Here is a 13,123-nt window from a genome sequence, read left to right as displayed (position 1 = left end):
GCACGAATTATTTTTTAGATCTATTTCAAATTCTTAAAATAATTTTCAAAAAATTCCATAAAAATTAGTGATAATTCGTGGAATTCGTGGCAAAAAAACAGTAGTAATTCCAGCATTAAAATCATCAAACCAAAAACATGAAAAAATATTTTCTAACCCTTTTTTTATTTTTAGCAATGGCAGCTCAATCATTTGCAAACGATCTCATTGATGTTATAAATACTTTTCAGGCAGATAAAACAGCCTTGCAGAATTTTTATTCAAACAATGAATCAGAAGAATATTATGTACGCTTTTCAAAATTTTACGATGATTGGTCCAAGACAATAAAAGCCATTGATTTTAAGAATCTATCAAAAGACGGGAAAGTAGATTATTTGCTGCTTAAAAATATAATCGATAAAGAAAATTATTTTTTACAAATAGAATATAAAACCTATAAAGAAGTAGCTCCCGTATTGGATTTTTCAGGTGATATTAATCTTTTTATTAAAGAAAGACGAAGAGGCAAGAGACCCGTTTCAAATCAGTTGGCAAAAGCGTTTGATCTTGCCGGAATGAGTATTGATAAAAAAACAGAGTTATTAAAAAACAAACCTTTCAAAGATTGGTTTGCAGCAGACAAAGCAGCGAAAACAGTCGTTTCTTTCGAGAAATCACTCAAAGAAGCTTATGAATTTTATTATAGTTATGATCCCGATTTTACCTGGTGGATGCAGAAACCGTATAAAAACCTATCAGAAAAACTTAAAATTTATGAAGATTTTCTACGATCAAACTATTCTAAAACAAGCGTAAAAGACGACGGAAGCGGGATTATAGGAAAACCAATTGGCAGAGAGGCTATCATCAAAAGTTTATCGTATGAATATATTCCGTATTCGCCAGAAGAATTGATAGCTACGGCACAAAATCAATTTGAATGGTGCAAGAAAGAAATGATCAAAGCTGCTACAGAATTAGGTTACGGAAGCGATTGGAAAAAAGCGCTGGAACACGTAAAAGACACTTACGTTCCTGCAGGCGAACAACCGCAAGCCATAACTGATTTATACAATCAGTCGGTTAAATTTATCGAAGACAGAGATTTAATCACCTTGCCGGATTTGACAAAAGAAACCTGGCAAATGATTATGATGACACCAGAACGCCAGAAAATAAATCCGTTTTTTACAGGAGGATGGGAAATCAGCATTTCGTATCCAACCGAAGATATGGATCAGAAAGACAAGCTGATGAGCATGCGTGGTAACAATCCGAATTTTTCGTTTGCAACGGTACAGCACGAATTATTGCCGGGACATAATTTGCAGTTTTTTATGAATAGCCGTTACAAATCGTATCGTCAGCCTTTTGATACTCCGTTTTGGATGGAAGGCTGGGCGTTGTATTGGGAAATCAACCTTTGGAACAAACAATTTCCGCAAACGCCGGAACAGAAACTAGGAATGTTATTCTGGAGAATTCACCGTTGTGCCCGAATCATTTTTTCATTAAAATACCATTTGGGCGAAATGACGCCACAGCAATGTATCGACTTATTAGTAAATGAAGTAGGACACGAAAGAGCGAATGCAGAAGCAGAAGTCAGACGTTCTTTTGCCAGCGGAGACGCACCCTTGTATCAGGTTGCTTATATGACGGGAGGATTACAATTTTATGCTTTAAGAAATGAATTACTCGCCAAAGGATGGACAGAAAAACAGTTTCATGACCGTGTTTTAAAAGAAAATATAATGCCGGTAGAAATGCTGCGAATTCTATTAGAAGATCTTCCTGTTGATGAAAATTATAAAACGAATTGGAAGTTTTCGACTGATTTTAAATAATGAAAAGAGCGTAAAGTCTGTCATTAAAAATATAAAAAAATAAGGCTGAAAAGTCGGTTTAAAGGGGTTAAAATAATAATAAGAAATATGAAAAAAATAACATTATTAGCTGTGATGATTTGTTGCTCAATTGCTTCAAATAATCTGCAGGCGCAGGAGTATTGGGATAAAATTAAAGCCGAAAAATCAACACTGGAAATCGATAAGGGATATCTTAATTTAAGTACCAAATCATTTCAGCTCAAATTATTAAAATCATCTCAAACCGTAGCCGCTTTGTCTCCCGTAGCAGATAAAACTTTTGATTTTACTCCCAGCGACCGACTTTCGATCAGGGATAAAGACGGACTTTACCATCTTGGAGATATTAATTTTAGAATTAAAGATGCCACTGGTGCCTGGAAAAATTATTCCAGTGCTGCCAAACGTGCTTCGGTAAAAGAATTACCCGTTTCAGGAACTACATTGGCAGCAGCAGATCTTTCAAATACTTTTACGGCAGGAACTCCGCTGACGGTAAAGCGTTATTATGAAGATAAAAACGGAGATTTAATAATGCGTTTTGAAATTACTAATAATTCAGCATCAGCAATAGAAATTGGAGCTTTAGGAATTCCTATGGTTTTTAATAATATTCTGGAAGGAAAATCACTGGATGATACTCACGCTCAAAATGTATTTTTTGATCCGTACATAGGAAAAGATGCAGGTTATCTTGAAGTAAAAAGATTAAGCGGTCACGGTCCTGCATTGTTATTACTTCCTGAAGAAAATATGCCATTTGAAGCCTATCGTCCGCTATTGGATGATATTACACCAAGAAGTATTGTATTTGAAGGATTTCATGAGTGGATGCCGTTAAGTAAAGCTTACGCCGAGAACGAATGGAAATCGGCAGAACAATGGAATACACCAACTTCGTTAACACTTGCTGCGGGAGCTTCGAAAAACTTTTCTTTAAAATTAGTATTGGTGGATGAAATTAAAAACATTCAAAAAACATTAATCGAAAAAGAACGCCCTGTAGCGATAGGGATTCCGGGATATGTATTACCGGAAGATGTAGACGGACAGCTTTTTTTACAATACAAAAAAGCCGTAAAATCCTTTAAAATTGAACCGGAAGGCGCTTTGACAATCGAGGCAAAAGGAAAAAACGAAAAAGGATATTTTCAATATAAAGTAAACGGAAAAAAATGGGGCAGAGCCAGATTAACCGTAACTTATGAAGACGGCTTAGAGCAAGCGATAAACTATAAAGTAATAAAATCCGAAAAAGATGTGGTGGCAGATTTTGGTCATTTCTCGACAACAGCACAATGGTTTGATGAGAAAAACGATCCTTTTCACAGAAACCCGTCTGTAATCTCTTACGATTACGAAACCAAAAAACAAATAACTCAGGACAGCCGTGTATGGATTGCAGGTTTAAGTGACGAAGGCGGAGCAGGCGGCTGGTTGGGCGCTATTATGAAACAATTGATCGAACCCAATAAAGAAGAAATCGTAAAACTGGAACAATTTGTTGATAAAACACTTTGGGGAGGAATTCAATACAATACAGCCGATACGCTTAAATATGGAGTTAAAAAAAGTGTTTTTTACTACGAACCTACTTTAATGCCGGAAGGAACTTATAGTAAAGGGGTGAATTATAAAACCTGGGCAGCATGGGACAAAAAAGGATCGGATGATCCGGGAAGATCTTACAATTACCCTCACGTTGCCGCAGCACACTGGACGATGTATCGTTTGGCCAGATACCACAAAGGTTTGGTTACGAATCATACTTGGGATTGGTACCTGAAAAATGCTTACGAAACCAGTATTGCTATGACAACACTGGCGCCATATTATGCTCAGTTTGGACAAATGGAAGGAACGGTTTTTTTATTGATTTTGAAAGATTTAAAAACCGAAGGATATACCGAAATGGCTAATAATCTGGAAGCCAAAATGAAAGCCAGAGCCGATCATTGGAGAACACTTAATTATCCTTTTGGGAGCGAAATGCCATGGGATTCTACAGGTCAGGAAGAAGTATATATGTGGTCGGATTATTTTGGATACAATGACAAAGCAAAGATCACGCTTGATGCTATTTTAGCCTATATGCCAACAATGCCTAACTGGGCGTATAACGGAAACGCGCGCAGGTATTGGGACTTTTTGTACGGTGGAAAATTGTCAAGAGTAGAGCGCCAGATTCATCATTATGGATCAGCTCTTAATGCGATTCCGGTTTTGGAACAATTCAGAAAAACACCGGATGATTTTCATTTACTAAAAGTAGGTTACGGAGGATTATTAGGAGGAATTTCTAATATTACCGAGGATGGTTTCGGACCTTCAGCATTTCATTCTTATCCTGAAACGCTTAGAATCGATTATTTATCCGGAGATTATGGTTCAGGTTTCTTTGGTTATGCCGTAAATACAGCCACTTTTATAACCAATGAAAAAGATTTGGGCTGGTTGGCTTTTGGAGGAAATCTAAAAGAAAAGGGCGATGAAGTTGAAGTAGAAATTACAACAGCGGCAAAATCTAAAGTATATATTGGTGCCAAAAAAATATGGTTAACATTAGACGCGGGAACGTTTCAAAAAGTAAGTTACAATACCAAAACAGGTGCAGTTAAAATTACTTTAGATCCCAAAAATGCCTATACTCCAGATGCTTATTTAAGAATTGATCAGGATGTAAAATTGTCTTACGAAAAAGTAAGAGGCGCTTATAAAATTGCATTGAAAACGAAAGCGATTCAAATTAAATTATAAAGATGTAATGAAGCAAAAATCAAAAAAACACTTTTTCAAAAAAATACTATTTACTGTATTTGGAGTACTTACGGGTTTACATTCCGGTGCTCAAAATTTCGATAAATTTTTCCCGAAAAAAGACCTGACCACAGTTGGGGTATATTATTACCCTGAACATTGGGATCAGAGTCAATGGGATCGTGATTTGAAAAAAATTGCCGAAATGGGTTTTGAATTCACTCATTTTGGCGAATTTGCCTGGGCACAATTAGAACCTCAGGAAGGTGTTTATGATTTTAAATGGCTGGATAAAGCGGTTGAAATTGCGGCAAAATACAAGCTGAAAATTATTATGTGTACTTCGACAGCCACTCCTCCGGTATGGCTCGTTCGCCAGCATCCGGATATTCTTTCAACTTATGAAGATGGTACCAAAACCGATCACGGTTCGAGACAACACGCATCATTTTCAAGTAATTATTATCGAAGCTATTCGCTGAAAATGATTGAGCAATTAGCCAAAAGATATGGCAATAATAAAAATATCATCGGCTGGCAGGTCGACAATGAACCGTCCCGTTTTCTGGATTATGGAGCAGATGCACAACAGCGTTATCGCAATTGGCTAAAGCAAAAATATACCACTATTGATGCCTTAAATCAGGCTTGGGGAAACAATTTCTGGAGCGGAACTTATTCTGACTTTAATCAAATTAATATTCCGTTACACAAAGAATGGGGAATGAATCTGCATTCTCAATTAGATCATTATCGATTTGCCGACGAGGAAACGGCAACTTTTCTGGACAGCCAGGCAGTTACCATACGAAAACAGGTAAGCAAAGACCAATGGATTACATCTAATTACAGATCCAACTATGATGAAAGTTTTGTTGGAATGAGTAAAGAACTCGATTTTGATTGTTATACACGCTATTTAGTTTACGGAGGAAGTTTGGGCATCGGACCAAAAGGATATCGTTTAGGCGATTACGCGAGTATAGGAATGTCGAATGACTTTTTTCGCCCTCTGAAAGGCATGTATGGTTGTATGGAATTACAGCCGGGACAAGTAAACTGGGGAAGTATTAATCCGCAGCCTTTGCCGGGAAGTATCCGTATGTGGTTGTGGCATGTTTTTGCCGGCGGAAGTAAATTTACCTGTACCTATCGTTTTCGCGCGCCATTGTACGGTTATGAGCAATTTCATTACGGAATTGTCGGCACCGATGGAGTAACGCCAACTGTTGGCGGAACAGAATTTCGCCAGTTTATAAAAGAAATTGATACACTGCGAAAAAAATACGATGCTAAAGCGACATTGCCGGATTACTATTTAAAACGTAAAACCGGAATTTTATTCAATGCTGATAATGTGATGGGCATTGAGCTAAACAAGCAAACAAAAGAATGGAATACATTGGGACATTTTTCAAAATATTATAAAGCGACAAAATCTTTTGGCGCGCCGGTTGACTTTGTGCGCGATACAACTAATTTCTCTAAGTATCCCTTTTTGATAGTGCCTGCTTATCAGATGATTGATCAAAAAATGATCGATAAACTAACACTTTATGCTAAGAATGGAGGGAATTTAATATTGAGTTGTCGCTCCGGAATTCAAAACCGTCAGGGACATCTTTGGGAAGCGAAATTTTACGAACCTATGTGGAATTTAATTGGATCTCAAATAGAATCGTATGATCTTTTAATGCCACAATCGCCTGGTACAATTAAATTTAATAATCAGGAATTTGCTTGGACAAGTTGGGGTGATTTATTGAAACCCAATAAAGAAACAGAAGTTTGGGCCACCTACGAAGGAGATTTTTACTCCGGGACGCCCGCTATTATTTCGCGTACTTTAGGTAAAGGAACCGTTACCTATATTGGCGTAGATTCTAAAAACGGCGAACTTGAAAAGCAAGTATTGAGAAAGTTGTACCAAAAACAAAATGCTCCCATAGAAAATTATCCCGAAGGCATTATGGTGGATTATCGTGACGGATTTGGTATTGTGGTCAATTATTCAGATAAAATATACAACATCAATTTACCGGAAAAGGCAAAACTTATTATTGGTACAAAAGCAATAAAAACTGCTGATGTACTGGTTTGGAAATATTGATAGAATTAATTGAAGCCAAGTTAATAATAGGTGTCAGGCAGAGCGTCCCGAGAGTTCGGGAGAAGCCCTGTTTGTTTAAATAGTGAGCCGCCTTTAGTTAAAAAAAACTATGTTTCTATATGTTTAAAATTTTCTCGCAGATTTGGCAGATTTAGCAGATTTTTTAAAATTTTCAGCCGTAGTATATAGATTTACTGCGCTGTTTTTAAAAAAAATCTTTTTACATCTTTTTTAATAAAGTCAAACCAAGACTTCCTAAAATAAATCTGCTAAATCCGCCAAATCTGCGAGAGAAAAATATGTACACAATTTTAAAATCAATATAGAATAAATGTGTCAAAATAATTATATCCAAAACAAAAGATCTTCAAAAAAATAATAATTACAATGCTGAAAAAGAAACTATTTTACAGTCTTATTGCACTTGTTTTTACAGGAAATATTTTTGCCCAAAAAGATATTCCTGTAAACACGCCCGGAGCTCAAAATCCTATTTTGCCGGGGTGGTTTGCCGATCCTACCATTAAAAAGTTTGGCGATATTTATTATATCTATGCCACGACAGATAATGAAATGCTGGCATCGGGCGCACCTACAGTCTGGTACAGTAAAGACTTTAAAAACTGGTACAATTATATCATGGAAATTCCGTCTTTTTCGGCAAAATCGATTACGAATTTCTGGGCTCCGGATATTGTAGAAGGAGACGATGGGAAATATTATTTGTATTTTGGAAATTGTGAAATAGGCTGTAATATTTACGGATATGTTTCAGACACGCCTGTTGGCCCTTGGAAAAAATTAAGCGAAAAGGATGTTCCCGTAATTTCAAACGGATATCCACGAGAAGGTTATCCGTCTCTGGATGCGCAGTTTTTTAAAGATACCGATGATAAAATCTACGGATATTGGGGAACCTGGGTACACTACAATGGCGGATATGCTGTGGGTGAATTAAACAAAAAAACAATGGGTGAAATGGTTCATTCAGCTAATATTCCTTTAGCGCAAACTCCGGAACCTTTTGAAGCCGCTTATATGATGAAAAAAGGCTCTAAATATATCTTGATGTATTCCGGAGCTTCTTGTCATGATGAAACCTACAACGTTCGCTATTCCTATTCTGATTCTCCTTACGGACCTTTTACGCCTGGAAAAAATAACCCAATTCTGAGTACGAATGAAGATCAAAGTGTGCACGGTCCGGGACATCATTCTGTTTTAAAAGAGAATGACGATTACTACATCGTGTATCATAAACACGATTATCCTATGACCCGGGGCGGACTTGCCAGACAGGTTTGTATCGATAAAATGATTTTCGAAAATGATTCGACTATAAAAAAAGTAGTACCCACAAGTAAAGGTATAAATGATCTTGTAAAATCTACTGTACCTGAGGATATTGGTTTTGGTAAAACAACAACAGCATCATCTTGTTATCACTTAAAATCGACCCAATACGATTACGAATATAAACCTTCGTATGCGACAGATGATAACAATGCCACAATGTGGAAAGCAGCGAACAACACATCGCCTCAGGATTTAACCATCGATTTGGTAACGGTTCAAACCATAAAAAGGGTGATGACGCAATTTGAATTCGCGAGTTATTATTACCAATACAAACTGGAATATTCTGTAAACGGAAAAAACTGGTTTGTCTATGCTGATCAATCTAAAAATCGTACAGCAGGAAGTCCAATGATTGATGATAATGATGTAACGGCACGTTATATAAAACTAACCGTTTTAGCGACGGAAAAAACCGGATTGTATGCAGCAGTTTGGAACATCAAAGTCTATAGTTCGTTATTTGATCTTCCGTTAACATTAAAAAATGTACCATCAAAAATACTTCCTGCCGTAAAAAGCACTAAGAAATTGTTAGTTGATCTTGATGCGTCTAAAATAGCGAACAATTCAGTTATAAATACCATTTCGAATAAAGGTTCGATTGGAGGAACTTTTACAAAAAGCGGCGAAATAGCGTTAGAAAAGCCGGATGGAATTAAAGCTTTTCATTTTAAAAATGGTGCATTGACATTAGATAAAGCAGTTCCAAAATCTTTAGCCTGGAATGGTTCTTATACCGTTGCGACTTGGGTTAAAAATCCTGACGTTGCCAAAGAAGGAGAAATTCTGGCATCATGGTGCGATCGCAATGAATTTAATTTAGCCAATTCGTACAATGCTTTGGCATACAACAGCGGAAGTTATGGCGCCGGAGTACATTTAGACGGTCATTTTGATATGAAATTTAATAAAGTTCCCGAAACTAATAAGTGGCATCATATCGTTTTAACTTTTGATGGCGTAGTAGAGAAAATATATGTAGATGGTGTTGTCGATAATTCGCAAACGATGCTGTTATCTTCTGCAATTGAAAAAGCTAAAATTATCATTGGAGCATCAGATATTGGAGAAAATTTCTCTGGTTTTATGGCTTCTTTGCGTTTGTACGATTATGCGCTTAATGCAAAAGATGTATTGGAAGTAATGAAACAAACAAAACCTAAAACTGAATTCAATTAATTTAAACACATAGAAACATAGATTTTATGGTTTTGGAAAAAAAGTAAATCAAAAAGAAACAAGTTTCTCAAACATAGTCCCGAAGCATCGGGATGTGTTGATGGAAGTGGAACGTCTTTTTTGAGTTCAATGATACTATGTTTCTATGTGTTTAATTAAATTAGCACTTTATAATTTTTAAATAGAAAAAATGACAATAGGTATAGGCGGTTCGACAGCTGCAATCGAATTAGAAAAAATACAAAACAGGACTCAGGATGTACAGCCAATTCAGTTGAAGGAATATCTGGAACGTATAAAGAAAGCAATTGGTTTAATGAAAGAACTTTCTGTTCAGGCCATTTATCTTAACGCGGGAACCAACCTGTATTATTTTACAGGAACAAAATGGAATGCTTCTGAAAGAATGGTCGGTGCATTATTGTTTGATGATGGTTCTTTAGAATATATAGTGCCAAAATTTGAAGAAGGTACTTTTAAAAAATACATGAAAGTTCAGGCCAATATTAATTGTTGGGAAGAACATGAGTTGCCTTATATTTTATTTGGTAAAATATTGAATGACAGAAGCTCTGAGTATGGAAGAATTGCCATTGATGAATCTTCGCCTTATTTTTTAGTAGATGGAGTTGCTAAAGCCAATACTTCATACGCTTTTATAAATGCGCAACAAATTACGGCGGCTTGCAGAATGCAAAAATCGAAGAATGAAATTGCCATTATTCAAAAAGCAAAAGACATTACTATGGAGGTTCAGCGTGCTGCAGCCAAAATACTAAGACCCGGAATTACAGCTGACGAAGTGGTTGATTTTATTAATAAAGCACATATTAAGGCAGGAATACCTTCGGGTTCTTATTTCTGTATTGTTTTATTTGCCGATGATACGCAATATCCTCACGGAGTTTCGGTTCCTCAGCCTTTAAAAGAAAATGATGCCGTGATTGTAGATACAGGCTGTAGGTTAGAAGGTTATCTTTCGGATATTACAAGATCATATGCTTACGGAAATCCTTCGGAAGAATACAGAACCATTTGGAATCTGGAGCAAAAGGTTCAATTCGCTGCTTTTGAAGCGGCTAATATCGATGCCACTTGCGGATCTGTAGATGATGCGGCAAGAAAAACTTTGGCGGAAGCCGGACTAAGCCCAGATTATGATTTACCGGGATTACCGCACAGAGTAGGGCACGGAACCGGATTAGACATTCATGAATTCCCGTATTTGGTACGCGGAAGCGAAATAAAATTGCAGGAAGGAATGGTCGTAAGTAATGAACCGATGATCTGTATTCCGGGGAAATTTGGTATCAGACATGAAGATCATTTTTACATGACCGAAAACGGAGCAAAATGGTTTACTACGCCGATGCAGAGTATTGATAATCCTTTTGGATATTAATTATCCACTCTGTTTGTCTTTTCGAGGAGCGAGAAATCTTCACAAGCAACTCTGTAAAGCAAAGGATTTTAGATTAGTTTGTCATCTCGACGGAGGATCACACTAGAAATTCCGCAAAAGGAGCCGCCAATCTTTGTCGAGTTTCTAGTGTGATCCTTCGTTCTTCAGGATGACAAAAATGAGAATTTATTGTGTGTAATAAAAACATTGTAATGCGGTGTATCATTAATTAAATAAATAAAAAAATGAAGCGATTTTTACTTTTACTGACTATTATGTATTTGCCTGTTCAGGCGCAGGAAAGTTCGATAATTAAGATAGAGACCGAAAGTTCGGCTTTAGTTTTAAAAGTTGGTAAAAACAAAAAATTGTATCAGACGTATTTGGGAAGAAAACTGAATAATAGCGCTGAATATGAAGCCGTTTCAAAAGAAAACACCAAAAATTTTGTGGTCAATGACGGAAATCCATTAATCGATCTGCGTCATGCAGCGTACCCCACTTTTGGAACTGATAATTTATTTGAACCCGCTATCAGAATTACCCATAACGACGGAAATCCTTCATTAGAATTAGAATATCAAAATCATACAGTTCAAAAAACAGATGATAATACGGCTGAGATTATTGTCAAATTAAAAGATCCTCAATATCCGGTTTTTGTCAATCTTCATTATAAAACATTCTTTAAAGAAAATGTAATCGAATCGTGGACAGAAATTCAGCACAATGAGAAAAAACCGGTAATGCTGTACAATTATGCTTCATCGGCATTGCATCTGGATGCAGATCAATATTGGCTAACACAATTTTATAGCGATGTGGTTGAGGAAGTTCGAATGGAAGAAAGTCAGCTTACCAGAGGTATCAAGGTTATCGATTCGAAATTGGGAGTTCGCACGAATATGTTTGCGTCTCCAAGTTTTTTTCTTTCTTTAAATTCAAAATCGGGCGAAAATACGGGTGAAGTGATCGCAGGCACAATCGCCTGGTCAGGAAACTTTAAATATACATTTGATATTGATAACAATAACGAGTTAAGAATTATTTCAGGTATTAACGAATTTGCATCAGAATACAATCTCGAACCTGGAAAAACTTTTAAAACGCCTGTTTTTATTTATACATTTTCGAATCACGGAAAAGGTCAGGCGAGTAGAAATTTGCATGCCTGGGCCAGAAAATATGGTCTTAAAGATGGCGAAAAACCACGTCTTACTTTACTGAACAATTGGGAAACCACTTTTTTTGATTTTGACGAAAACAAGTTGGCCAATATGTTTACAGATGCCAAAACATTGGGCGTAGACATGTTTTTGCTGGATGATGGCTGGTTTGGCAACAAATACCCAAGAAGCGGTTCTACATCTGGTTTAGGAGACTGGCAGGCTACAAAGTCGAAATTGCCAAACGGAATTGGTTTTCTAATGGAACAGGCTAAAAAAACCGATGTAAAATTTGGTATCTGGATCGAACCGGAAATGATCAACGAAAAGACAGAACTTTACGAAAAACATCAGGATTGGGTATTGAGTTTACCTAACAGAGAAAAGAATATTTATCGAACCCAATTGGTTCTTGATTTATGCAATCCGCAGGTTCAGGACTTTGTTTTTAAAGTTGTCGATGATATCATGCAAACCAAACAGGGAGTTGCTTTTTTTAAATGGGATTGCAATCGTATGATGACAAGCGCTTATTCGACTTATCTTAAAAATCAGCAATCGCATTTGTTTATTGAATATACAAAAGGTTTGTACAAAGTTCTTGACCGAATAAAAGCCAAATATCCTAATCTTCCTATGATGCTGTGTGCCGGAGGAGGAGGAAGGGTCGATTACGGATTTCTAAATTATTTTACTGAGTTTTGGGCGAGCGACAATACAGATCCTTTTGATCGTGTGTTTATTCAATGGGGATATTCTAATTTTTATCCGGCACTTGCAACTTGTAATCACGTTACCTCTATGGGAAATCAGTCCATTAAATTTAAAACTGATGCTGCCATGATGGGTAAACTGGGTTTTGATATTCACGTTGGAGGATTAAAGCCAAACGAATTGCAATTTTGTCAGCAAGCAGTTGCCAATTACAAACGACTAAGTCCGGTAATCTGGCAAGGCGATTTGTATCGCTTGATTTCGCCTTATGAAGAAAGCAGGGCAGTACTAATGTATGTGAATCAGGACAAAACCAAGTCGGTTGTTTTCTCTTATACTTTGCATCCATTAACAGATCCTAATTATAGTCTGGTACGATTAGAAGGACTCGATCCTTTAAAAAAATACATCGTCAAAGAAATCAATCTTATGCCTGAAGCCAAAAATACTTTTGAAGCATCAGGGAATGTTTTTTCGGGAGATTTCCTGATGAAAGTAGGTTTGAAAGTTTCTTCTTCAAAGCAGGAAAGCAGCGTTGTATTAGAGGTTACAGTTGTTGAGTAGTTTTTGGAATTGTAATTTTGTA

Annotated in this window: 6 protein-coding genes; all 6 read left to right on the top strand. The window is 36.6% G+C overall.

Annotated features, from left to right (window positions below; all coding sequences use genetic code 11):
• Positions 1-137: 137 nt before the first annotated feature.
• The gene (locus tag IRZ78_RS23020) at positions 138-1,829 is read left to right on the top strand and encodes a DUF885 family protein (RefSeq protein WP_194619367.1); all 1,692 of its coding nucleotides are present in this window, start codon (positions 138-140) and stop codon (positions 1,827-1,829) included.
• An 87-nt stretch (positions 1,830-1,916) separates the two neighbouring features.
• A complete protein-coding gene (locus tag IRZ78_RS23015) occupies positions 1,917-4,607 on the top strand; it encodes a DUF5695 domain-containing protein (RefSeq protein ID WP_194619364.1) in 2,691 nt (896 codons plus the stop codon).
• A gap of 7 nt (positions 4,608-4,614) precedes the next feature.
• The gene (locus IRZ78_RS23010) at positions 4,615-6,717 is read left to right on the top strand and encodes a beta-galactosidase (RefSeq protein ID WP_194619362.1); all 2,103 of its coding nucleotides are present in this window, start codon (positions 4,615-4,617) and stop codon (positions 6,715-6,717) included.
• 387 nt (positions 6,718-7,104) lie between these two features.
• Positions 7,105-9,255, top strand: a complete 2,151-nt coding sequence (locus IRZ78_RS23005) for a family 43 glycosylhydrolase (protein WP_194619360.1) — start codon at positions 7,105-7,107, stop codon at positions 9,253-9,255.
• A 190-nt stretch (positions 9,256-9,445) separates the two neighbouring features.
• Positions 9,446-10,657 carry a Xaa-Pro peptidase family protein gene (locus IRZ78_RS23000; RefSeq protein WP_194619358.1) on the top strand — a complete coding sequence of 404 codons (1,212 nt, stop codon included), beginning with the start codon at positions 9,446-9,448 and terminating at the stop codon, positions 10,655-10,657.
• A 245-nt stretch (positions 10,658-10,902) separates the two neighbouring features.
• Complete coding sequence (locus IRZ78_RS22995; RefSeq protein WP_194619356.1) at positions 10,903-13,101, top strand: alpha-galactosidase; 2,199 nt, start codon at positions 10,903-10,905, stop codon at positions 13,099-13,101.
• The last annotated feature ends 22 nt before the right edge of the window (positions 13,102-13,123 follow it).

Origin of the sequence: Flavobacterium sp. CSZ (assembly GCF_015350725.1) — a bacterium.
Classification (GTDB): Bacteria; Bacteroidota; Bacteroidia; order Flavobacteriales; family Flavobacteriaceae; genus Flavobacterium.
This window is presented reverse-complemented; position numbering and strand designations above follow the sequence as displayed.

Excerpts from the sequence above, each read along its gene's own strand:
- IRZ78_RS23020 (WP_194619367.1), top strand. The coding sequence starts at position 138 with ATGAAAAAATATTTTCTAACCCTTTTTTTATTTTTAGCAATGGCAGCT.
- IRZ78_RS23015 (WP_194619364.1), top strand. The coding sequence starts at position 1,917 with ATGAAAAAAATAACATTATTAGCTGTGATGATTTGTTGCTCAATTGCT.
- IRZ78_RS23010 (WP_194619362.1), top strand. The coding sequence starts at position 4,615 with ATGAAGCAAAAATCAAAAAAACACTTTTTCAAAAAAATACTATTTACT.
- IRZ78_RS23005 (WP_194619360.1), top strand. The coding sequence starts at position 7,105 with ATGCTGAAAAAGAAACTATTTTACAGTCTTATTGCACTTGTTTTTACA.
- IRZ78_RS23000 (WP_194619358.1), top strand. The coding sequence starts at position 9,446 with ATGACAATAGGTATAGGCGGTTCGACAGCTGCAATCGAATTAGAAAAA.
- IRZ78_RS22995 (WP_194619356.1), top strand. The coding sequence starts at position 10,903 with ATGAAGCGATTTTTACTTTTACTGACTATTATGTATTTGCCTGTTCAG.